Consider the following 21,490-nt stretch of genomic DNA (forward strand, 5'->3'; position numbering starts at 1 on the left):
GGCAGGCAGGGGCGCCCGGTTCTTCGGCTCAGGTGCTTCAGCTCACTGGTTCCGTTGCTTCAGCTCACCAGCTCCGGCGCGGTTCGTGACGGTACCGGGTCCGGTGTCCGCGACAGCCGACCCGGCCACCACACGCGCCGCCCCAGCGCCACGCTCGCGCTGGTCACCAGGTAGGTCCGGACGAGGAAGGTGTCCAGCAGCACGCCGACCGAGATGACGAAGCCGAGTTCGACGAGCGGGACCAGGCCCATGTTGGTCAGTACCGCGAAGGTGGCCGCCAGGACGAGACCCGCGGAGGCGATCACCCCGCCGGTGGTGCGCAGCGCGGTCAGCGCGGCGGCGGCCGGTTCGGCGCCGTTCAGCGACTCCTCCCGCATGCGGTGCATGAGGAAGATGCCGTAGTCGACGCCGAGGGCGACGAGGAACACGAAGGACAGCAGTCCGAGGCCGGGGTCCGTGCCGTTGAGGCCGAACAGCGGCTCGAAGACCAGCCCGCCGATGCCGAGCGCCGCGCCCCACACCGCGACCACGGCGGTCACCAGGATCAGCGGCGCGACCAGGGAGCGCAGCAGGGCGACGAGGATCAGCAGGACGGAGAGGAGGACGATCGGCACGACGACGAGCCGGTCGCGGGCGTTGGTGTCCTCCAGGTCGATCTGCTGGGCGCTGGGTCCGCCGACGTAGGAGCCCTTGAGGGTGTGCCGGAGGTCCTTGATGGTGGCGGTCTCGGCCGCGGACTGGGGCGGTGCCGCGGCGATGACGGAGATCTCGGTCCAGCCGCCGCCTGTGCGGGCCCGCTGTGCGCTCGCGACTCCGTGGGTGTCGCGGGCCGCTGCCAGGGTGGCGTCGGCGCGGTCCGTCGGGGTGATGACGTCGATGGGCTGGGCGGACCGTTCGGGGTAGGCCTTGGCGAGGGTCTCCATGGCGACGACGGAGTCGGGCTTGTCGATGAAGCTGTCCTGCTGTTTGACCGTGCCGGGCAGGTTCAGGGTGCCCAGCGCGAGCGCGCCGAGCAGGACGGCTCCCGCGGCCAGGACGGTGCGCGGGCGGCGCCCGGCGGAGCTGCCCATCGCGGCGAACAGCGACCGGCGGGCCTTGGGCGTGCTGCCGTAGGCGGGCACCAGCGGCCAGAACACCCGGCGGCCCAGCAGGACGAGGACGGCGGGCAGGAGGGTCAGCATGGCGGCGAGGGCGCACAGCACCCCGACGGTCCCGAGCGGGCCCATGCCACGGCTGGAGTTGAGATCGGCGGCGAGCAGGCACAGCAGTCCGGCGGCCACCGTGCCCGAGGAGGCGAGAACGGCGGGCCCGCAGCCGCGCAGCGCGGCTCTCATCGCGTCGTACGGCCGCTCGTGGCGCCGCAGCTCCTCCCGGTACCGGGAGACGAGCAGCAGGGCGTAGTCGGTGCCGGCGCCGAAGACGAGGATGGTCATCACGCCCTGGCTCTGGCCCGAGACGGTGGTGCCGAAGGCCTGGTTGAGGCCGTAGGCCACGCCCATGGACAGGAAGTCGGCGGTGGCGGCGACGACCAGCGGGACCAGCCACAGCAGGGGGCTGCGGTAGATGAGGATCAGCAGGACGGCGACGACGGCGACCGTGGTGTAGAGCAGGGGTCCGCCGAGCGAGTCGTAGACCTTGCCCGCGTCCGTGGCCAGGGCGCTCGGGCCGCCGACGTCGACGGTCAGTCCGTCCCGGTCGTGGGCGACCCGGCGGACGTCCTCGACGAGGGCGTCGCGCTTCTTCTCGTCGGTGCCGGGCTCGTTGCTGGTCACCGGGTACATGAGGGTGGTGCCGTCCTTGGCCGGGATCCCTCGCGGGGTGCCGGTCAGTGTGTGCTGTCCGGCGATCGTGGCGATCTGCTTGCCGGCCGTGGCGCGGTCGGCGGCGGTGAGGCCGCCGTCGCGGTGGTAGACGAGGACGAGTTCGGTGGTCTCGCCGCCGGGCAGGCGGTCCTGGATCTTCGCGACCTGGGTGGAGTCGGCGTTCGCCGGCAGGTAGTCGGTGACCCGGTTGCGCTGGACGTCGGCGAGTTTCGAGGCGAACGGCGAGGTGACGGCCAGGACGCCGATCCACAGCGCGATCAGCAGCCAGGGGATGGCGCGTCGTCCTGTGCGTGTCGTTTCTGCGGCCCCCATGGTGACGGGCTCTCCCTCCGGCGCGGATGTCTGGGTATGGGCTCCAGACTTCCGGCGCCGGGGGCGGGATTCGTCGCGCGGGAGGGCGAGTTCGGGGGTACTGCGACGGGTGACCGGGGGGCGTGACTACTCCCCGGGGAGTATCAGGACGGCGTACGCGCCGCCGCGAGGAGCCGGGTGACGTCGTCCGCGCAGATGGTGAGGGCGCCGCCGATGGTGGTGAGGACGTCGCGTTCGGCGGGCGTGTAGGGGCCGTCGGCGAGGGCGATGCGGGCGGCCTGGAGGAGGACCGACTCACGGCCGGCGGGGGCAAGGTGCGGGGCCAGCGGGTCGAGGGACTCGTGCAGCTCTATGGCCAGGCCGGCGCCGCACGGCTGGTCGTAGAGCCGCCCGGTGTCGGCGGCGAGGGCCTCGACGAGCGCGCTGAGCTGGTCCTCGGTGCAGTCCTCGAAGCCGGCGGCGCGGACCGTGCTCGCGGCGGTCTCCAGGGACGTACGGGCGCAGGCGCCGCCCGTGGCGAGGACGGCCAGGGCGACGGTGTGCACGGCGTCGCGGAGCATCGCGGAGAAGCGGGAGGTGGTCGGATGGTCGAGGACGTCGGTGCCGAAGTGGTGGCGGCAGGCCGCGCACTCGACGACCGGTCCGGTCGCCCCGCGCGGCAGCACCGGCACGCCCAGGAGGGTGAAGCGGCGCCGGCCGGTGAGCCGCTGGTAGTTGCGGTCCCCTCCGCAGCCGGGACAGAAGAACTCGCCGTCGCCCACGGGTGTCCACGCGGTGCGGGTACCCACAAGGCGCGCAGGTTTGGTGGCACTGTCGTCTTGTCCCCGGACTGGCAGCACGTCGCACCTCCGTAACGCCGCGGCAACATCGCCGCGCTGGCGTGATGTTAGCCACATTGTCGAGGTGGAGTCATTACCCAGTACGAGACCTGTCCGTGACCTCCTCGTATCAGTGGCCGAGAAACGACGCCGCCCCGACCGCCGTGCACGGCGGTCGGGGCAGTGAAATGCCTGGTCGGACGGGGTCAGCGGGTCGCGCGGTTGACGGCGGACACGACCGCCTTGAGCGACGCACGCGTCGTGTTCGCGTCGATGCCGATGCCCCACAGAACCTTGTCGTCGATCGCGCACTCGATGTACGAGGCGGCCTGCGCGGAGGCGCCCTCGCTCATCGTGTGCTCCTGGTAGTCCAGCAGGCGTACGTCGACGCCGATGGACTGCAGGGCGTCGAAGAAGGCCGAGATCGGACCGTTGCCGGTGCCGGTCAGGACGGTGTCCTCGCCGTCGACCGTCGCCTCGACGGTGAGGGAGTCCACGCCGTCGGTGTCCGTCGTCGACTGGCCGGTGCGGACCTGGATGCGGCCCCAGGGGTTGTCCGGGTTCGGCAGGTACTCGTCCTGGAAGACCGACCAGATGTCGGCGGCCGTGACCTCGCCGCCCTCGGCGTCCGTCTTGGCCTGGATGAGCCTCGAGAACTCGATCTGCATCCGGCGCGGCAGGTCCAGCTTGTGGTCGTTCTTCAGGACGTACGCGACACCGCCCTTGCCGGACTGCGAGTTGACGCGGATGACGGCCTCGTAGGAGCGGCCGACGTCCTTCGGGTCGATCGGCAGGTACGGGACCGCCCACTCGATGTCGTCGACGGTGACGCCCTTGGCCTCGGCGTCGGCCTCCATGGCGTCGAAGCCCTTCTTGATGGCGTCCTGGTGGGAGCCGGAGAAGGACGTGTAGACCAGGTCGCCCACGTAAGGGTGGCGCGGGTGGACCTCCATCTGGTTGCAGTACTCCCACGTGCGACGGATCTCGTCGATGTCGGAGAAGTCGATCTGCGGGTCGACGCCCTGGGAGAACAGGTTCATGCCCAGGGTGACCAGGTCGACGTTGCCGGTGCGCTCGCCCTGCCCGAACAGGCAGCCCTCGATGCGGTCGGCGCCGGCCATCAGGGCCAGCTCGGCGGCGGCGACGGCCGTACCGCGGTCGTTGTGCGGGTGGACGGACAGGCAGACGTGCTCGCGGCGGGACAGGTTGCGGCCCATCCACTCGAAGCGGTCGGCGTGGGTGGAGGGGGTGGAGCGCTCGACCGTGGCGGGCAGGTTCAGGATGATCTCGCGGTCCGGGCCGGGCTGCCAGACGTCCATGACCGCCTCGCAGACCTCCAGGGCGAAGTCCAGCTCGGTGTCGGTGAAGATCTCCGGCGAGTACTGGTAGCCGAACTCCGTCTCGGGGCCCAGCAGCTTCTCGGCGTACTCCATCACCAGGCGGGTGCCGTCGACGGCGATCTGCTTGATGTCGGCCTTGGAGCCGCGGAAGACGACCCGGCGGAAGACCGGGGCGGTGGCGTTGTAGAGGTGGACGGTGGCGCGCTTGGCGCCCTTCAGGGACTCCACCGTCCGCTCGATCAGGTCCTCTCGGGCCTGGGTCAGCACGGAGATCGTGACGTCGTCCGGGATCGCGCCCTCTTCCTCGATGATCGAGCGCACGAAGTCGAAGTCCGTCTGGCCGGAGGCCGGGAAGCCGACCTCGATCTCCTTGTAGCCCATCTTGACCAGCTGGTCGAACATCCGGCGCTTGCGCTCGGGCGACATGGGGTCGATCAGGGCCTGGTTGCCGTCGCGCAGGTCGGTGGAGAGCCAGCGGGGGGCGGCGGTGATCCGCGTCTCGGGCCAGGTACGGTCCGGGATGACGACCTGCTCGTACCGGCCGTACTTGTGGATCGGCATGGAACTGGGCTGCTGGCGGTTCGCCATGATTGCGTGGGCTCCTCGAGAAGTCCGGTCTGAGTCCGGTGTCCGGAAGGACGGCCGACGACGCAACGCCAAGCTCCGCGGGGAGGGAGTCGGCCTTTTGACTACAGGCCCTCGCCGCGGCAGCTAAGGAGAAGCAGCCCGAAACGCATGATGCACCGCAGCCTAGCCGAGCCGGGCCGGGTGCGCGGGCCTGTTCCAGTATGCGGGACCCGAGACGTAAATAGGACAAAACATGCGCCATACCACTCAGTGACGACGCCTGGGGGCCTTGTCCGCGTATTTCACCAATCATGGTTGCGGGTAGTGACAGCGGCATAGCACGGTGCGAAGGTGCCGGACATGACCAACCACGGGGGCTTCAAGCCCGTTTTCTGCACGATCGTCCCGCCGCACGTCCTCGACAGGCTCGCACGGACCGAGGACCCCGCGCTCGCCCGTTCCGCTCGCCGCACCCTGGAGCGTGACGCCCTCGAGCGCACCCGCCGACGCCTGACCACCGTCATCGGCGCCCCGGCCGTCGCCGCGCCCGCCACCGCCGAGGCCGAGAAGCCGCACCGCACCATCTACGACCTCCGGCACGGCACCGACCTGCCCGGCACCAAGGTCCGCGCGGAGGGTGACGACCCGGGCAAGGACGCCACCGTCAACCGCGCCTACGCCGGGCTCGGCGCCACGTTCGAGCTGTACCTGAAGGCCTACGGGCGCGACTCGATCGACGGCAGCGGTCTGCCGCTGGACGCGAGCGTCCACTACGACAAGGACTACAACAACGCCTTCTGGAACGGCGAGCAGATGGTGTTCGGCGACGGGGACGGGGAGATCTTCCTCGACTTCACCATCCCGATCGACGTCATCGGCCACGAACTCACCCACGGCGTCACCCAGTACACGGCCAACCTCACCTACTTCGGCCAGCCCGGCGCGCTCAACGAGTCGCTCTCCGATGTCTTCGGCTCGCTGATCAAGCAGTACTCGCTGGGCCAGACCGCCGCGGAGGCCGACTGGCTGATCGGCGCGGGCCTGCTCGCGCCGCGCGTCACCGGCACCGCGCTGCGCTCGATGAAGGCCCCGGGCACGGCGTACGACGACGACGTCCTCGGCAAGGACCCGCAGCCCGCGACGATGGACGGCTTCGTGCGCACCGGCCGCGACAACGGCGGCGTCCACATCAACTCCGGCATCCCCAACCACGCCTTCTATCTGCTCGCCACGGCCCTCGGCGGCAACGCCTGGGAGCGGGCGGGACAGATCTGGTACGACACACTGACGAGCGGCCAGTTGAAGAAGGACGCGCTGTTCGCGGACTTCGCCACACAGACCGTCGCGGCGGCGAAGGCGCGCTACGGCGCGGGCGACGAGACGGACGCCGTCAGCAAGGCCTGGGAGCAGGTCGGGGTGCGCACCCTCTAGATCCGTACTAGACAAAGACCCATGCGTATTCAGGTGAGTCGCACGGGCGGATTCGCGGGCATCGAGCGGCATGCCGAGGTGGACACCTCGGGGCGGCCCGACGCACCCGAATGGGAGGCCCTGGCCGGGCAGGCGCTCGCCGCCGGCCGGGGCACACCGCCCCTCGGGGTGCCGGACGGCTTCAGCTACGAGATCACGGTCGACGGCAGGACCGTGTACGCGGCGGATCCCCATCTGACCCAGGACCAGCGCAGGCTGATCACCTGGGTGCTGAAGGAAGGGGCATGACCCGCCGGGATCCTTGACCGCGGGTTCGCGCCTGGACGTTGACTTCCGTTACCGGCGGTAAGGATGATCGCGCCCATGGCGACGAACCCGATACCTCAGTTCCCGGCCGGATTCCTGTGGGGCGTGTCGACCTCGGCCCATCAGATCGAGGGGGCGGTGGACGAGCGCAAGCCGTCCGTGTGGGACGCGTTCACGGCGGAGCCGGGACGGGTGAAGGACGGCTCGACGGCGGCGGTGGCCTGCGACCACTACCACCGCTACCGCGAGGACGTGGCGCTCCTGGCCGGCCTGGGCGTGGACGCGTACCGTTTCTCCGTCTCCTGGCCGAGGGTGAACTCCCCGAACGGCCTGGACTTCTACGACCGCCTGGTGGACGAGCTGTGCGCGGCGGGCGTACGCCCCGTCCCGACCCTCTTCCACTGGGACCTGCCGGTTCAGTACGACTGGCTGGACCGGGACACCGCGGCGCGCTTCGCCGAGTACGTCTCGGTGGTCGCCGCCCGGCTCGGTGACCGTGTCACCAAGTGGATCACCCTCAACGAACCCGCCGAACACACCCTGCTGGGCCACGCCATCGGCGCCCACGCCCCCGGCAAGCGGCTCCTCTTCGACGCGCTCCCCGTCGCCCACCACCAGCTCCTGGCCCACGGCCTCGCGGTACGGGCGCTGCGCGCGGCCGGGGCGACGGACATCGGTATCGCCAACTCGCACGGGCCGACGTGGCCCGCCTCTCAGGAACCGGCCGACCTGGAGGCGGCGGGCTTCTACGACCTGCTACTGAACCGCCTGTTCGCCGAACCGGTAATCCTCGGTGAATACCCGGACGGAATGGGCGAGTTGATAACCGGCGACGTCCACTCGGACCTGAAGGCGATCGCCGAGCCGGTCGACTGGTACGGCATCAACTACTACGCCCCGACGAAGGTGGGCGCCCCGCAGGGCACCGACACCGAGTTCGGCGGACTGACGATCCCCTCCGAACTCCCCTTCTCCGTGCGGGAGATCGAGGGCCGCCCGCTGACCGACTTCGGCTGGCCCGTCGTCCCCGAGGGCCTCACGGAGCTGCTCACCGGCTTCCGCGACCGCTACGGCGACCGGCTCCCCCCGATCGTCATCACCGAGAACGGCTGCTCGTACGAGGGCATCGACGACCAGGACAGGATCGCCTACCTGGACGGCCATGTGCGGGCACTGCACCGGGCCCTGGAGGCCGGGGTGGACATACGCGGCTACTTCGTCTGGTCGCTGCTCGACAACTTCGAGTGGGCGGAGGGGTACGCACGCCGGTTCGGCCTCGTGCACATGGACCACGAGACGCGGACGAGGACCCCGAAGGCCTCGTACCGCTGGTTCCAGGAGATGCTGCGGGCGCAGAGACAGGGGACGCGGGGATGACGACCACCCGTCCGCCGGCCGCCCTCACCGAGCCGGCCGAGCGGGTCGGCCGGGGCTGGACGGCGGCGCTCTCGCTGGCCAACGGGGCGATATGGGTGGGCTGGTTCGGGCCGCTGCAGATCCTGCTCGCCTCCCAGGCGGGGGACTTCGCGCCCGGCTCCGGCATGTCCAAGGAGACGATGCTGGCGTGGGTCACGGGCGTGGGCGCGGTCGTGTCCCTGATCGCCAACCCGGTCTTCGGCGCGCTGTCCGACCGGACCACGTCCCGATGGGGCCGCCGCACGCCGTGGATCGTGACCGGCGCGGCGGGCGGCGCGCTGTCGCTGCTGCTGCTCGCGGGCGCGAGCGGGGTGTGGACGATGGCGCTGGGCTGGTGTCTGGTCCAGCTGACGCTCAACGCGGCCTTCGCGGCGGTCACGGCGGCGGTGCCGGACCGGGTGCCCCGGCTTCAACGGGGCGCGGTGGGCGGCTGGTTGGGGGCGGCGCAGATCCTCGGCGTGGTCGGCGGGACGGGCCTGGCGACGGCGGCGGGCGGGATCGGGGCCGGGTATGTGGCGTGCGCGGTGTTCACGCTCGCGGGCGTGCTGCCGTACGTCCTGCGCTACGAGGACCTGCGGCTGGCGGACGCGGACCGGCCGCCCTGGGACTGGCGGGGCTTCCTTGCGGGCTTCTGGCTGAGTCCGCGCCGCCACCCCGACCTCGGCTGGGCCTGGCTGACCCGTTTCCTGATCAACCTCAGCAACTCCCTGGTCCTGCTCTACCTCCTGTACTACCTGCGCGACCGCCTCCTCCCCCAAGCTCTCGACTCCGCTCGAGCAGGGGGGACCCCCATCCCCGACCCCGACGAGGGCGTGCTGATCCTGACGGCGGTGAACGGCCTGACCCTGCTGGGCACGGTCGTGGTCGGCGGGGTCTGGTCGGACCGGGTGGGCCGGCGCAAGCCGTTCGTGCTCTGGTCGGGCGCGCTGATGGCGGTGGCGACGGCACTGCTGTCGGCGTGGCAGACCTGGCCGGGCGCGATCGTGGCGGCGGCGGTCCTGGGCATCGGCTTCGGCGTGTTCACCTCGGTCGACTTCGCCCTGATGACGGACGTCCTGCCGAAGGCACTGGACCGGGGCAAAGACTTGGGCATCATCAACGTGGCCAACGCCCTCCCCCAGGTAGCCGCCCCCGCCCTCGCCGCCCCGATCGTGACCTACCTGGGCGGCTACCGGGTGCTGTACCTGGTGGCGGCGGTGATCGGACTGGCGGGGGCGGGGCTGGTGGGGCGGATACGGGGGGTGGAGTGAGCGCCCGGGACGCCGATGCCACTGCACGGTCACAAGTACGCCATCGACGCGACGGTCGCTGAGACCGCGCTCCGTCAGCCGGGCCCCGTGGCCGTCCTCACCTCGGACGCCGACGACATGCGAAAGCTCTGCGGCCGTCGGGTCAAGGTCATCCCGCTCTGACACAGGGAACCGGCACTCCCCGGACGAACTCGCCCGCCCGGATCAGAACCCCAGCCGCCGCAGCTGCTTCGGGTCGCGCTGCCAGTCCTTGGCGACCTTGACGTGGAGGTCGAGGAAGACCGGTGTGCCGAGCAGGGCCTCGATGTGCTTGCGGGACTTCATGCCGACCTCCTTCAGACGCTTGCCCTTGGGGCCGATGATGATGCCCTTCTGGCTGGGGCGCTCGATGTAGAGGTTGGCGTGGATGTCGAGGAGGGGGCGGTCCGCGGGGCGGTCCTCGCGGGGGAGCATCTCCTCCACGACCACCGCGATGGAGTGCGGCAGCTCGTCGCGGACGCCCTCCAGGGCCGCCTCGCGGATCAGTTCCGCGATCATGACCTGCTCGGGCTCGTCCGTGAGGTCGCCCTCGGGGTAGAGCGCCGGGCCCTCCGGCAGCAGCGGGACGAGCAGGTCGGCCAGCAGGCCCACCTGCTTGTCGCCGACCGCCGAGACCGGGACGATCTCCGCCCACTCGAAGCCCAGCTCCTTGCCGAGCTGGTCGATCGCGATCAGCTGCTCGGCGAGGGTCTTGGAGTCCACCAGGTCGGTCTTGGTGACGACGGCGACCTTGGGGGTCTTGCGGATCCCGGCCAGCTCCTTGGCGATGAAGCGGTCGCCGGGGCCGATCTTCTCGTTCGCCGGAAGGCAGAAGCCGATCACGTCGACCTCGGCCCACGTGGTGCGGACCACGTCGTTGAGGCGCTCGCCGAGCAGCGTGCGCGGCTTGTGCAGACCGGGGGTGTCCACCAGGATCAGCTGGGCGTCGGGCCGGTGCACGATGCCGCGTACCGTGTGCCGCGTCGTCTGCGGCTGGTTCGCGGTGATCGCCACCTTCTTCCCGACCAGAGCGTTCGTGAGGGTGGACTTGCCCGCGTTGGGGCGGCCCACGAAGCAGGCGAAGCCGGCGCGGTGGACGGCCTCGGCCGACTGCTCGGATGACTGGGTGCGAACGCTCATGGCGCCCATTCTCCCTGATCCACAAGGCCGGGCCGCACGGTGAGTGCACGGTGAGGTTCCGGAAACCCCCTCGCAACGAAACGTCACGGAAACACACCTGTACGCTACCGGAAACGCGTACCCAGGAATCTCTGACGAGCCCCCGCACCGTTGGAGACGACGTTGGAGACGACGTGACCCTCGCCGCCCCGCACGCAGACACGGGCGACACCGCCTGGCTGCTCGCCGCCACCGCCCTGGTCCTGCTGATGACCCCGGGCCTGGCCCTCTTCTACGGCGGCATGGTCCGCACGAAGAGCGTCCTCAACATGCTGATGATGAGCTTCGTGTCGATCGCCCTGGTCACGGTGGTGTGGCTGGCGGCCGGCTACTCCCTCGCCTTCGGTGACGACATCGGCGGCGGACTCATCGGCGGGCTGGACCACGCCGGTATGAGAGGTCTCGGCCCGGACAGCGTCCAGGGCACAGTCCCCACCCTGCTGTTCGCCACCTTCCAGCTGACCTTCGCGATCGTCACGGCGGCGCTGATCAGCGGCGCGATCGCCGACCGGGCGAACTTCGGCACGTGGCTGGTCTTCGTACCCCTCTGGGCGCTGCTCGTATACGTTCCCGTCTCCCACTGGGTCTGGGGCCCCGGCGGCTGGATCCTGCACCACCTCGGTGCTCTCGACTTCGCGGGCGGCCTGCCCGTCGAGATCGCCTCCGGCGCCTCCGGTCTCGCGCTGTGCCTGGTGCTGGGCCCGCGGCTGGGGTTCAAGAAGGACGCCATGCGGCCGCACAACCTGCCCATGGTCGTACTCGGCGCCGGTCTGCTCTGGTTCGGCTGGTTCGGCTTCAACGCGGGCTCTGCCCTGGCGGCCAACGGGCTTGCGGCCGCCGTCTTCCTCAACACCCTCGCCGCCGGCTGCACCGGTCTGCTCGGCTGGCTCTTCGTCGAGCAGCGGCGCGACGGCCATCCGACCACGCTCGGCGCGGCCTCCGGTGCCGTGGCCGGTCTGGTCGCGATCACCCCGTCCTGCGGCTCGGTCTCCCTGCTCGGCGCCCTGGTCGTCGGCCTCGCCGCCGGTGGCGTCTGCTCCTACGCGGTGAGCTGGAAGTTCCGGCTGAACTACGACGACTCCCTGGACGTCGTCGGCGTCCACCTGGTCGGCGGCGTCATCGGCACCCTGCTGATCGGCGTCTTCGCCGAGAGGGCGATGACCGGCGGGACGGAGGGCCTCCTCTACGGCGGCGGGCTCGCCCAGCTGGGCAAGCAGCTGGTGGCCGTGGTGGTCGTGGCCGCCTACGCGTTCGCCGTGACGTACGGCATCGGCAAGGCCCTCGACAAGCTCATGGGCTTCCGTGCGGACGAGGAGCAGGAGCACACCGGCCTGGACCTTACGGTGCACGCCGAGACGGCCTACGATCACGGGGTCCTGGGCCATGGAGCCCCGGTCGCCCACTCCGTCGTCCCCACCGCCCAGAAGGTCACCCCCCAGGCATGAAGCTCATCACCGCGATCGTCAAGCCGTACCGGCTCGACGAGGTCAAGACCGCCCTCCAGGAGCTCGGCGTGCACGGCCTGACCGTGACCGAGGCGAGCGGGTACGGCCGCCAGCGCGGCCACACCGAGGTGTACCGCGGCGCCGAGTACCGCGTCGACCTGGTGCCCAAGGTCCGTATCGAGGTCGTCGTGGAGGACGCCGCCGCGGAGGACGTCATCGACGCGATCGTCAAGGCCGCGCAGACGGGGAAGATCGGGGACGGGAAGGTGTGGGCCGTGCCGGTGGAGACGGTCGTACGGGTTCGGACGGGCGAGCGCGGCCCCGACGCGCTCTGACGAACAGCACCCCGCCGGCCACCCCCGCGGCGAACGCCAGCCCCACCACCAGCCACGGCAGCGCGAAGAACGACGCGCTCGCCGACTCGTGGGTGCCGGTGGCGCTCGCCGTCAGCGTCACGTCCCCCCAGTCGAGCTGGGGCGCGTCCCGCCACGGCTCGGTGAGCCGGACCCGCTGTCCCGGCAGCAGCTCGGCGGGGATCCGAGTGAGCTCGCGGGCCAGGAGCGTACGGCCGAACAGTCCCCGGGCGCGCAGCTCCACCTTGGGGTCGAGGGTGACGTTGCCGGTGTTGTGCAGGGTGTAGGAGATCGTCGCGCCACTGTCGCCGAGGCCGGGGACGAGCGGCTGGTGGTGGGTGACGTGCATGTTCTCGACGGAGATCGCGGGGACCGTGGGCCCGCTCACCCGCAGGTAGACCCGGGCGCCGACGGCCCGTTGCACCCCGAGCGCGAGTGAACCCGAGCCGGGGTCGACCCTCCCCCAAGCTCTCGACTTCGCTCGAGCAGGGTGTACCCCCATGTCCAGCGCCACGATCGCGCCCGGGTGGTCGCCCGGTTCGGCGCCCTGCGGGACGTGCAGGGTGAAGGGCACGGTGACCGTCTTGTGGCCCGGCACGGTGACCCGGGACCGCGCGGGCTTCGCCCAGGCTCCGACGCCCCGCATCCGCTCCTTGACCGTCCGCACGGCGAAGCCTCCGTCGCGGGCGGTGTTGTAGGCGTCGGCCGCGTAGAGGCGGAAGGTGAGCGGCTTGCCGGTCTTGTTGGCGACGGCCACCTTGTCGGTGATCGTCTGCCCGGGGTCGGCGGAGAGATAGAAGTAGGGCCGGGCGGCGACCTGGGAGGCGACGGGGTACACGGACCAGCTGCCGTTGTCGGCGGCGTGCGCGGATCCGGCCGCGGGCCCGCAGAACAGACCGATGAGGCTCAGGAGGAGGACATACGGCTTGCGCATGGGTGCGGACCCCCCACGGGCGGAGTCGGGACGGCGGTCGGGCGGGTGCGGCCCGGTGCGGTCGGGCGCCCGGCCGCCGAGAGCGGGCGGATCAGGTGAGGGTGAGGGTCAGGACGCCGGAGTACGAACCCGGAGGCGTGAACGCCGGTACGTCCAGGGAGAGTCCGGCGTCCACGGTGAACTCGCCGCCGGTGACCGTGCCGTCGGGGGTCGACGCCAGCGTCGCTCCCGAAGCGCCCACCGTGCCCGCGGAACCGGCCTTGCAAGTGCTCGGGCTGCCCGCCTTGGTCGCGCAGGCGGGGGTCCAGCTCAGCTTCCCGGCGTCGATCTTGGCGCCGGGACCGGTGAAGTCGGTGACCTTGCCGGTCAGGGACCAGCCCGCGGGCCCGCCGCGGAAGTCCTTGACGGTCACGGTCCGCAGGGTGCCCGTGGAGGCGCCGCCCTTGCCGAATTCGACCGCCGAGAGCGCGACGGCGTCCCCGGCCTGGGACATGGACAGGGTTCCCGCCTTGACGGTGGTGGTCAGTTTCTGGCTGCCGGCGGGGACGGGCGTGGTGTCGTTCACGACGTAGGCGGCGGGACCGGCGCCCTTGTCGGCGTTCCAGGAGGCGCCCTCGTACGCGACGATCCCGGTCGTCGTCCTGTCGTTGACGGTGATCGGGGCGCTGAAGGAGCCCTGGGCGTCGGCCGTCGCGGTCGCCGTGTCCGCGGTCTGGGTGTCCCCGGACCGTCCGGCGAGGGTGATGGTGGCGCCCGGCGTGAAGTCGCTGCCGCTGACGGTGACACCGGCACCGGGGTTGCCGGATGCCGAACTCAGCGAGATCGCCCGGGTGTTGGTGGGCGTGCCGGAGGTCGCCGTGACGGTCTCCGACACCGGGGCGGGCGGTGTGATGACCGTGCACGGGGTGTCCAGCTCCAGGATGTAGCTGGTGTGGATGTTGTAGTCGCCGGGCGAGAGGGTGATCGCGCCGGGCGTGGTGAGGGTGAACGTCCCGGTCATGGAGAACGACGGGAAGGCGCCCTTCCCCGGCACCGGGGTGTTCTTCTTCGGCCCGGCGACCGTGACCGAGCCGGTCTGCGCACCGCCGAGGGTGACCTTGCCGGTCGGGGTCATGATGTCGGCCGGCAGGGCGATGTCGGTGGGGTTGCTGGCGGCGGGCGTGACGACCGTGTAGGTCACGGTGACCGTGTCGCCCACCTTGGGACTCGTGTTGTCCACCGAGACGCTTGCGGTGGTGGTGCCGTCGATCGGCGGGATGCCCGCGACCGCGGGCGGGATGCAGTGCGTGGCGAAGTCCACGTTCGTGCCCGCGGCACCGGCCGGGCAGGCCAGCGCTCCGCCCGCGGTGACCGCGAGCGCGGTCGCCCCGAACAGCGACGCCCAGCGCCACCGTCGGGATCTTCGGACTGTCGAACCCATGGGATGCCCCCTCCTGAGGGTTGCGGGCGCAGCGGCTCGGCTGCGCCGACAGGGGGCCATTGATGTGCAGGTCACGTGAGAAGTCAATGGAGATGCCGCAGAAAACTGACGGTTCATCAGTTTCTGCGGCATCCGGAACGAACCGCTCAGTCAGATCAGTTGTATCGGTCGGATCAGTCGAAGACGAACGGACCCGGCGACTGGTTCGCCGTCGCCGTGCAGGTGATCGTGATGCCGAAGACGGTCATCCGCAGCGAACCGCCGTGCGCCTCCAGGCTGTCGCCGGAGGCCACGGTGCCGCTGAGCGGGCCGACGCTGACCGGGTCCCCGGCTGCCATGGCCGGGTTCTTCGTCCCGCTGAAGACGGTGGTGCCGCCGCTCGCCTTCACCAGGGTGAGCTTGGAGGTGATCGAGTCGGCCGACACGGCGAGCGGTGCGGTGACCGCGCTGGACGTGAGGGTGATGGTGGCCGAGGTTCCGCTCTGGGTGGCGGTGAGTGTGGCCGCACCGCCGCCGAAGAGACCGCAGTCGGCGGTGATGGTCGCCGACTGGGGGGTGACGGCGACCGCGGTGGGTGCGAACGCGAGGCCGGTGACCGCGAGGGCCCCGACCGTCAGTGCCGCACCGGTTACTGAGCGCTTGCCTCTCATGGGGAATCCGGCTCCCTTCCCGTTCGTGGGAATGCCATGTGGGGATGGACGGGATGCCTGTCTCAGGTGGGTGCGGGCACACTGAAAGGCTCGGACCTGACGGTCCGTCGGAACTTGCGTTCTCATTGATGCGCAGGAGGCAGGGAACGACAAGGTTGAATTCCGGCCGACCTGTCGTTCGGTAACGCTTCAAACACCCTCAGCCCGCGGAAACGGTCACCCGAACAACCCCGTCCGGCCCGGCCACCAGCACCGGCGTCCCGGCCCCACCCAGGTCCCGTACGGCCGCCAGATCCTCCGCCGATGCAGTGTCCGCAGACGTCACAACCGCCGCCGCCTCGAGGGACTTCGCCCCGGACGCCACCGCCATCGCCACCGCGGTCCGCAGAGCGCTGAGCTTCAGCGAGTCGAGAGCGACGGTCCCGGCGACATACGTACGGCCCGTCTCGTCACGTACGGCCGCGCCCTCGGGCACGTCGTTGCGGGCCCGCGCGGAACGGGCCAGGGTGACGATCTTGCGGTCCTCGGGGTCGAGCGCGTTGCTGTCGGTCATGCCCTGAGCATACGGAGCACGGCCCCGCGCACCCCGCCACGGGGTACACCGTCTCAGGGGCGGTCGAGGCGGAGCCGGTCGGCGCGCGGCAGTCCGGCGACGACCAGGTCGTACGAATCCTCGATGAGCTCCCGGACCAGACGCTCCGGGAGCTCACCGTCGACGGTGACCGTGTTCCAGTGCCGCTTGTTCATGTGATAGCCGGGGGCGATCAGGCCCTCGTACTCACCGCGCAGCCGGACCGCGTCCTCCGGGTCGCACTTGAGGTTGACCGTGAGCGGCCGCTCGTCCAGCGAACTCAGCGCGAACATCTTGCCCAGGACCTTGAAGACCGAGACCCCCGGGCTGAACGGGAAGTCCTCCACCACCGCGTTGAACGACAGACAGAAGGCGCGCAGCTCCTCGGGTGTCACTCGGACTCCTCGTCCCGCTCCGCCGGCTGCCCCACCGGCTCCACCAGCACGGTCACGATCTTGTTCCGGCGGCCCGCGGCGGCCTCCGCCGTCAGCCCCAGTCTCCGCCCGTCGGGCAGCTCGACCTCGGCCGAGGCACCGGCGATCGGCACCCGGCCCAGCGCCTTGGCCAGCAGTCCGCCAACGGTCTCCACGTCCTCGTCGTCGTACTCCTCGAGCCCGTACAGCTCACCGAGGTCCGTGATGTCGAGGCGGGCGGTGACCCGGTAGCGGTCGTCGCCCAGCTCCTCCACGGGCGGCAGTTCACGGTCGTACTCGTCGGTGATCTCGCCGACGATCTCCTCGAGGATGTCCTCGATGGTGACGATGCCCGCGGTCCCGCCGTACTCGTCGATCACGACGGCGACGTGGTTGCGTTCCTTCTGCATCTCGCGCAGCAGATCGCCGGCGTTCTTGGTGTCGGGCACGAAGAACGCGGGCCGCATGGCCGTGGACACCAGGTCGTTCTCGGCGTCACGGCTGATGTGCGTCTTGCGGACCAGGTCCTTCAGATACACGATCCCGACTATGTCGTCCTCGCTCTCCCCGGTGACCGGGATGCGCGAGAAGCCCGAGCGCAGCGCGAGGGTGAGGGCCTGGCGGATGGTCTTGTAGCGCTCGATGACGACCAGGTCGGTCCGGGGGACCATGACCTCCCGTACGAGCGTGTCGCCGAGTTCGAAGACCGAGTGCACCATGCGGCGCTCCTCGTCCTCGATCAGGGACTCCTGCTCGGCGAGGTCGACCAGCGCGCGCAGCTCCGCCTCGGAGGCGAAGGGACCGCGACGGAAGCCCTTGCCGGGGGTCAGGGCGTTGCCGATGAGGATCAGCAGCGAGGGGATCGGGCCCATGATCCTGGCCAGCGGCAGCAGGACGTACGCGGCAGCCGTCGCCGTGTTCAGCGGGTGCTGGCGGCCGATGGTGCGCGGGGAGACACCGACGGCGACGTACGACACGAGGACCATGACGCCGATCGCGGCGAGCAGCGCCTGCCAGGTGACGTCGATCTCCTGGAGGCAGGCGTAGGTCACCAGGGCCGCGGCCGCCATCTCGCAGGTGACGCGGACCAGCAGCGCCACGTTGAGATAGCGGGTCGGGTCGGCGGCGACCTGGGCGAGCCGGGCGCTGCCGCGCCGCCCGGACTTCACCGCCTCCTCCGCGCGGAAGCTGGAGACCCGCGCGATACCGGCCTCGGCGCAGGCGGCGAGCCAGGCGACGACGACGAGGGCGATCGCGCCGATGACGATCTGCGGACTCATCGGAGCCGCTTACGAGACCGTCGGCGCCGGGGACGGGCCGGTCAGGCCCTTCTCATGGCGCCAGCCGTCCACGATGGCGGCCTGCAGGCCGAACATCTCGGCCTTCTCGTCGGGCTCCTCGTGGTCGTAGCCGAGCAGGTGCAGCACGCCATGGACGGTGAGCAGGTGGAGCTCCTCGTCCATGGAGTGCTGCGTGGGCGCCTCGGCCCCCTGCTTGGCGGCGACCTCGGGGCAGAGCACGATGTCGCCGAGGAGTCCCTGCGGGGGCTCCTCCTCGTCCTTGGCCGGCGGCCGCAGCTCGTCCATCGGGAAGGACATGACATCGGTCGGGCCGGGCAGGTCCATCCACTGGATGTGGAGCTGCTCCATGGCGTCGGCGTCCACGACGATCACCGAGAGCTCGGAGAGCGGGTGGATGCGCATCCGCGCGAGCGCGTAGCGGGCGATGTCGAGGATCGCCCGCTCGTCGACCTCGGTTCCGGACTCGTTGTTGACGTCGATCGACATGGTGGTGCCGTGTCTCTACTTCCCCTTGTGCCCGGACCGGCCCCGGCCGCCCTTGTGGGTGCCGTTCTCGGTGCCGTGCTTGTCGTCGTACTTCTCGTACGCGTCGACGATACGGCCCACCAGCTTGTGCCGTACGACATCGTGGGACGACAGCCGGGAGAAGTGGACGTCGTCCAGGCCCTCCAGGATCTCCTGCACCTGCCGCAGACCGCTCTTGGTGCCGTTCGGCAGGTCGACCTGCGTCACGTCACCGGTGATCACGATCTTCGAGTCGAAGCCGAGACGGGTGAGGAACATCTTCATCTGCTCGGGGCTCGTGTTCTGGGCCTCGTCCAGGATGATGAAGGCGTCGTTCAGCGTACGGCCGCGCATGTACGCCAGCGGCGCCACCTCGATGGTCCCCGCCGCCATCAGGCGCGGGATGGAATCCGGGTCGAGCATGTCGTGCAGCGCGTCGTACAGCGGGCGCAGATAGGGGTCGATCTTCTCGTAGAGCGTGCCGGGCAGGAAGCCGAGGCGCTCGCCGGCCTCCACGGCCGGCCGGGTCAGGATGATGCGGTTGACCTGCTTGGACTGCAGGGCCTGCACCGCCTTGGCCATGGCGAGGTAGGTCTTGCCGGTACCGGCGGGGCCGATGCCGAAGACGATCGTGTGCTTGTCGATCGCGTCGACGTAGCGCTTCTGGTTGAGGGTCTTGGGGCGGATCGTGCGGCCGCGCGAGGACAGGATGTTCTGTGTCAGCACCTGGGCCGGGGTCTCCTCCGGGCCCTCCCCGTTCTCGCTCGCCCGCAGCATCGCGATCGAGCGTTCCACTGCGTCCTCCGTCATCGGCTGCCCCGTGCGGAGCACCAGCATCATCTCGTCGAACAGGCGCTGGATGAGGGCGACTTCACCGGGGTCGCCGACCGCGCTGATCTCATTGCCCCGGACATGGATGTCGGCCGCCGGGAAGGCCTTCTCGATCACGCGCAGGAGGGAGTCGCCGGAACCCAGCACGGTGACCATCGGGTGCTGGGCAGGGACCGTGAACTGTGCTCTCGCCTGTCCCTGCGCGGGGGTGTGAGCTGTGGGTGTCTGAGTCATGGGCCGGCGCTGTAGGCCTGCGGTTCCTCCTCATCATGGCCGCGTAGCTGAGGGCGGCCTCGCGATTCCAAGGGTACGACGGGGCACTGACAACGCCGTAGGGCTTTTCGGCGTCCGGCTGTGCAGCCGTGAGCCCTGCATGCGCTCCCGGGCGTGCGGGCAGAATGCGCCGTGTCACGCCTCACGTGGTCGTGGGCCACGTCACCCAGGGCCACCTGTCCGAAGGAAGCAGGTCGGCCGCCATGTTGCTGCGTCTGCCCACGTCCGTGTCCGAAGCGCAGGGGTTTCTGGCCGAGGGGGCGGTCCCCGTCGGCGGCGCCACGCTGGTGTGGGCCGCCTGGCAGCGGGACGGCTTTCCCGAGCAGGCGGTGTCGCTGCGCAAGGTGCCCGAGGCGCGGGTGATCGGGGCCGAGGAGGTGGGCGGGGCCGTACTGCTGCACCAGGTCGACGAGCGGGTGCCGGAGGTGCTGTGGCGGGCGGCGGCCGGGGTGGGCACGGGTGCGGTGCGCCGGACCGCGACGGTCGGTGGCAACCTCGTCGGCAGCGCGCTGCGCGATCTGCTGCCCGCGGCTCTGGTGCTGGACGCGCGTGCCGTGGTGCTGGCGACGGACGGCACGTACGAGACCGACCTCACCGAGGTCCTGGCGAAGCGGCCGGTCGTGCTGAAGCTCCGCTGGCACACGCCCCTGGCCAGCGGCTACCGCAAGCTGCCCGGCGAGGCGGGCGGTGCGCCCCCGCTCATAGTCGCGGCGGCCGCGCACCCCACGGAACTCCGCGTCGCCGTCCGCGACGGCTACGAGGTCCTCTCCGAAACCCTGCCCCGCGACGCCGCCCCGGCCCAACTCCTCGACGCCCTGAGCCACACCCCGCTGGACGCCCTCCCGGACCCGGCCCGCGAGGCCCTCCGGGAGGAGGTCACCACGGTCCTGTCCCAGGCGTCGGACGACTGACCTGGGCAAGCAGCGGGGCCCAGACGTTGGACCGACCCGCGCCCGGCAACCGGCGACAGCCCCGCCCACGCGGCACGGAAGCCGAAGGAGCGGGGAACCGAGCAGCCGCTCGCGCGCATCCCCGCCCCACGACCGGTACCCGTCCGCCACGGCCGTCCGCGACTGGCGGGAGCCCGAGGCGGGGCAGGCCCTCGGTGACCCGCCCCACCGCGGCGCGGAACGCGTCGGTCCGTGCTCAGGCCGGGCGGCGGAAGCCGATCGTCGGGACCGCTCTGCGGCGGGGCCAGGGTCTGAGGTGTTCCTCCGGAACCAGGTGTTCGAGGAAGGCGTAGCGGCGCAGTGCGGCCGGGTCCTGGCCCTCCACCGATTGGACCCTGCGCCACCATGCCCCGACCTCGGACCATCCGGGGGCCGAGAGCGAGCCGCCGAACTCCTGGACGGACAGCGCGGCCGTCAGGCCGGCGAAGGCGAGGCGGTCGGCCAGCGGCCAGCCGGCCAGGGTCCCGGTGACGAAGCCCGCGACGAACACGTCCCCGGCGCCGGTCGGGTCGAGGGCCTCGACGGCGATCGCGGGGACCTCGGCGGCCTCCCCGGTCCGCCGGTCCACCGCGTAGGCGCCCTCCGCGCCGAGGGTGACCACCGCCAGCGGTACGAACTCGGTGAGGGCGTGGGCCGCCGCGCGCGGGCAGTCGGCGCCCGTGTAGCGCTTGGCCTCCTCGGCGTTCGGCAGGAACGCCTCGCAGTGCGCCAGGTCGGCGAGGCCGGCCAGATCCCAGGCGCCCGTGTCGTCCCAGCCGACGTCCGCGAAGATCCTCGTACCCTCGCTCGCGGCCTGTGCGACCCAGGGTGCGCTCTTGCCGGGTGTCAGGGACGCGACCGCGGCACGCGCGCGTGGCGGGCAGTCCGGGGCTGGCTCCTCGGGGGGCGGCTCGTGGCCGTGGGAGACCATCGTGCGCTCGCCCTCGTACGCCATGGAGACCGTGACCGGGGAGTGCCAGCCGGGGACCGTGCGCGACGGTGACAGGTCGATGCCCTCGCCCTGGGCGAGCACGTCCCAGCAGTAGTCACCGTAGTGGTCGTCGCCGAAGGCCGCCGCGAGGGACGTTTTCAGGCCGAGGCGGGCCAGGGCCGTCGCCATGTTCGCCACGCCTCCGGGGCTCGAGCCCATGCCCCGCGCCCAGGACTCGGTCCCGCGCACGGGAGCCGAGTCGAGGCCGGTGAAGATGATGTCCAGGAAGACGGTGCCCGTGAGGTAGACGTCCCAGGGCGGGTCGTCCGGCGCGCGCAGGACGGCCAGTGGATCGACCTGGGCCGGACTGTGCTGCGGGTCTGTGAGGTGCTCCGGTTCCTCCCCGGCAGACGCGTTGGACGCGGTCACGGTGCGCTCCCTGACTGGTGCGGATCTGGCCAGTGTGCACCACGTC

General features: G+C 71.0%; 20 protein-coding genes and 1 pseudogene. 8 read left to right on the forward strand and 13 right to left on the reverse strand.

The features are described from left to right. Nucleotides 1-59: 59 nt before the first annotated feature. The 3 genes from N8I87_RS13255 to leuA all read right to left on the reverse strand — a co-directional run bounded on the left by N8I87_RS13255 (nt 60) and on the right by leuA (nt 4,881). On the reverse strand, nt 60-2,135 hold the full coding sequence (locus N8I87_RS13255; protein WP_263208546.1) for an MMPL family transporter: 2,076 nt from the start codon (nt 2,133-2,135) through the stop codon (nt 60-62). A 143-nt stretch (nt 2,136-2,278) separates the two neighbouring features. Next, on the reverse strand, nt 2,279-2,974 hold the full coding sequence (locus N8I87_RS13260; RefSeq protein ID WP_263208548.1) for a tellurite resistance TerB family protein: 696 nt from the start codon (nt 2,972-2,974) through the stop codon (nt 2,279-2,281). A gap of 185 nt (nt 2,975-3,159) precedes the next feature. Further along, a complete protein-coding gene (gene leuA / locus N8I87_RS13265; protein WP_263208550.1) occupies nt 3,160-4,881 on the reverse strand; it encodes a 2-isopropylmalate synthase in 1,722 nt (573 codons plus the stop codon). Nucleotides 4,882-5,220: 339 nt separating this feature from the next. Here leuA and N8I87_RS13270 point away from each other — a divergent pair, with 339 nt between their 5' ends. From N8I87_RS13270 to N8I87_RS13290, 5 genes and pseudogenes are all read left to right on the forward strand, one after another. Further along, nucleotides 5,221-6,291 carry a M4 family metallopeptidase gene (locus N8I87_RS13270; protein ID WP_263208552.1) on the forward strand — a complete coding sequence of 357 codons (1,071 nt, stop codon included), beginning with the start codon at nt 5,221-5,223 and terminating at the stop codon, nt 6,289-6,291. A gap of 21 nt (nt 6,292-6,312) precedes the next feature. After that, complete coding sequence (locus tag N8I87_RS13275; protein WP_263208554.1) at nt 6,313-6,579, forward strand: protealysin inhibitor emfourin; 267 nt, start codon at nt 6,313-6,315, stop codon at nt 6,577-6,579. A 63-nt stretch (nt 6,580-6,642) separates the two neighbouring features. After that, nucleotides 6,643-7,974, forward strand: a complete 1,332-nt coding sequence (locus N8I87_RS13280; RefSeq protein WP_263208555.1) for a GH1 family beta-glucosidase — start codon at nt 6,643-6,645, stop codon at nt 7,972-7,974. Further along, nucleotides 7,971-9,263: an MFS transporter gene (locus tag N8I87_RS13285; protein WP_263208557.1), complete on the forward strand. Its 1,293-nt coding sequence runs from the start codon at nt 7,971-7,973 to the stop codon at nt 9,261-9,263. The genes N8I87_RS13280 and N8I87_RS13285 overlap by 4 nt, the downstream gene beginning before the upstream one ends. Before the next feature lie 21 nt (nt 9,264-9,284). Continuing rightward, nucleotides 9,285-9,425, forward strand: a pseudogene (locus N8I87_RS13290) (DNA-binding protein); the annotation flags it as partial. 42 nt (nt 9,426-9,467) lie between these two features. Here the strand turns inward: N8I87_RS13290 and era are convergent. Then, entirely contained in the window at nt 9,468-10,430 is a 963-nt protein-coding gene (gene era / locus N8I87_RS13295; protein ID WP_263208559.1) for a GTPase Era, read from the reverse strand. A gap of 164 nt (nt 10,431-10,594) precedes the next feature. On the opposite strand from era, the gene N8I87_RS13300 reads away from it, so the two are divergent. Beyond that, nucleotides 10,595-11,905 carry an ammonium transporter gene (locus N8I87_RS13300; RefSeq protein ID WP_317633464.1) on the forward strand — a complete coding sequence of 437 codons (1,311 nt, stop codon included), beginning with the start codon at nt 10,595-10,597 and terminating at the stop codon, nt 11,903-11,905. After that, nucleotides 11,902-12,240 (forward strand): P-II family nitrogen regulator, encoded by a 339-nt coding sequence (locus N8I87_RS13305; RefSeq protein WP_235452279.1) that lies wholly within the window; start codon nt 11,902-11,904, stop codon nt 12,238-12,240. Before N8I87_RS13300 ends, N8I87_RS13305 begins: the two co-directional genes overlap by 4 nt. Here the strand turns inward: N8I87_RS13305 and N8I87_RS13310 are convergent. The 8 genes from N8I87_RS13310 to N8I87_RS13345 form a co-directional block, all read right to left on the reverse strand. Next, the gene (locus N8I87_RS13310; RefSeq protein ID WP_263208562.1) at nt 12,134-13,192 is read right to left on the reverse strand and encodes a DUF916 domain-containing protein; all 1,059 of its coding nucleotides are present in this window, start codon (nt 13,190-13,192) and stop codon (nt 12,134-12,136) included. The genes N8I87_RS13305 and N8I87_RS13310 overlap by 107 nt on opposite strands. 91 nt (nt 13,193-13,283) lie before the next feature. Then, entirely contained in the window at nt 13,284-14,612 is a 1,329-nt protein-coding gene (locus N8I87_RS13315; RefSeq protein ID WP_263208564.1) for a beta-xylosidase, read from the reverse strand. Between the two features lie 173 nt (nt 14,613-14,785). Further along, a complete protein-coding gene (locus N8I87_RS13320; RefSeq protein ID WP_263208566.1) occupies nt 14,786-15,262 on the reverse strand; it encodes a hypothetical protein in 477 nt (158 codons plus the stop codon). A 199-nt stretch (nt 15,263-15,461) separates the two neighbouring features. Continuing rightward, on the reverse strand, nt 15,462-15,815 hold the full coding sequence (locus N8I87_RS13325) for a cytidine deaminase-like protein (RefSeq protein WP_263208568.1): 354 nt from the start codon (nt 15,813-15,815) through the stop codon (nt 15,462-15,464). 53 nt (nt 15,816-15,868) lie between these two features. After that, entirely contained in the window at nt 15,869-16,228 is a 360-nt protein-coding gene (locus N8I87_RS13330; protein ID WP_263208570.1) for an MmcQ/YjbR family DNA-binding protein, read from the reverse strand. After that, complete coding sequence (locus N8I87_RS13335) at nt 16,225-17,526, reverse strand: hemolysin family protein (protein ID WP_263208572.1); 1,302 nt, start codon at nt 17,524-17,526, stop codon at nt 16,225-16,227. Before N8I87_RS13335 ends, N8I87_RS13330 begins: the two co-directional genes overlap by 4 nt. 9 nt (nt 17,527-17,535) lie before the next feature. Further along, a complete protein-coding gene (gene ybeY, locus N8I87_RS13340; RefSeq protein WP_263208574.1) occupies nt 17,536-18,033 on the reverse strand; it encodes an rRNA maturation RNase YbeY in 498 nt (165 codons plus the stop codon). Nucleotides 18,034-18,048: 15 nt separating this feature from the next. Beyond that, entirely contained in the window at nt 18,049-19,116 is a 1,068-nt protein-coding gene (locus tag N8I87_RS13345) for a PhoH family protein (protein WP_263208575.1), read from the reverse strand. A gap of 242 nt (nt 19,117-19,358) precedes the next feature. On the opposite strand from N8I87_RS13345, the gene N8I87_RS13350 reads away from it, so the two are divergent. Continuing rightward, complete coding sequence (locus tag N8I87_RS13350; RefSeq protein WP_263208577.1) at nt 19,359-20,066, forward strand: FAD binding domain-containing protein; 708 nt, start codon at nt 19,359-19,361, stop codon at nt 20,064-20,066. A gap of 235 nt (nt 20,067-20,301) precedes the next feature. On the opposite strand, the gene N8I87_RS13355 is transcribed toward N8I87_RS13350, so the two are convergent. Next, nucleotides 20,302-21,444: a carbohydrate kinase family protein gene (locus N8I87_RS13355; RefSeq protein WP_411577222.1), complete on the reverse strand. Its 1,143-nt coding sequence runs from the start codon at nt 21,442-21,444 to the stop codon at nt 20,302-20,304. Between the last annotated feature and the right edge of the window lie 46 nt (nt 21,445-21,490).

The organism is Streptomyces sp. HUAS 15-9 (assembly GCF_025642155.1).
Taxonomy (GTDB): Bacteria; Actinomycetota; Actinomycetes; order Streptomycetales; family Streptomycetaceae; genus Streptomyces.

Bases quoted from the DNA above. Each gene is read 5' to 3' on its own strand.
- N8I87_RS13270 (WP_263208552.1), top strand. From the start codon at position 5,221: ATGACCAACCACGGGGGCTTCAAGCCCGTTTTCTGCACGATCGTCCCG.
- N8I87_RS13345 (WP_263208575.1), bottom strand. From the start codon at position 19,116: ATGACTCAGACACCCACAGCTCACACCCCCGCGCAGGGACAGGCGAGA.
- N8I87_RS13305 (WP_235452279.1), top strand. From the start codon at position 11,902: ATGAAGCTCATCACCGCGATCGTCAAGCCGTACCGGCTCGACGAGGTC.
- N8I87_RS13280 (WP_263208555.1), top strand. From the start codon at position 6,643: ATGATCGCGCCCATGGCGACGAACCCGATACCTCAGTTCCCGGCCGGA.
- N8I87_RS13325 (WP_263208568.1), bottom strand. From the start codon at position 15,815: ATGACCGACAGCAACGCGCTCGACCCCGAGGACCGCAAGATCGTCACC.
- era (WP_263208559.1), bottom strand. From the start codon at position 10,430: ATGGGCGCCATGAGCGTTCGCACCCAGTCATCCGAGCAGTCGGCCGAG.
- N8I87_RS13350 (WP_263208577.1), top strand. From the start codon at position 19,359: ATGTTGCTGCGTCTGCCCACGTCCGTGTCCGAAGCGCAGGGGTTTCTG.
- N8I87_RS13310 (WP_263208562.1), bottom strand. From the start codon at position 13,192: ATGCGCAAGCCGTATGTCCTCCTCCTGAGCCTCATCGGTCTGTTCTGC.
- N8I87_RS13285 (WP_263208557.1), top strand. From the start codon at position 7,971: ATGACGACCACCCGTCCGCCGGCCGCCCTCACCGAGCCGGCCGAGCGG.
- N8I87_RS13275 (WP_263208554.1), top strand. From the start codon at position 6,313: ATGCGTATTCAGGTGAGTCGCACGGGCGGATTCGCGGGCATCGAGCGG.
- N8I87_RS13335 (WP_263208572.1), bottom strand. From the start codon at position 17,526: ATGAGTCCGCAGATCGTCATCGGCGCGATCGCCCTCGTCGTCGTCGCC.
- ybeY (WP_263208574.1), bottom strand. From the start codon at position 18,033: ATGTCGATCGACGTCAACAACGAGTCCGGAACCGAGGTCGACGAGCGG.
- leuA (WP_263208550.1), bottom strand. From the start codon at position 4,881: ATGGCGAACCGCCAGCAGCCCAGTTCCATGCCGATCCACAAGTACGGC.
- N8I87_RS13315 (WP_263208564.1), bottom strand. From the start codon at position 14,612: ATGGGTTCGACAGTCCGAAGATCCCGACGGTGGCGCTGGGCGTCGCTG.
- N8I87_RS13255 (WP_263208546.1), bottom strand. From the start codon at position 2,135: ATGGGGGCCGCAGAAACGACACGCACAGGACGACGCGCCATCCCCTGG.
- N8I87_RS13320 (WP_263208566.1), bottom strand. From the start codon at position 15,262: ATGAGAGGCAAGCGCTCAGTAACCGGTGCGGCACTGACGGTCGGGGCC.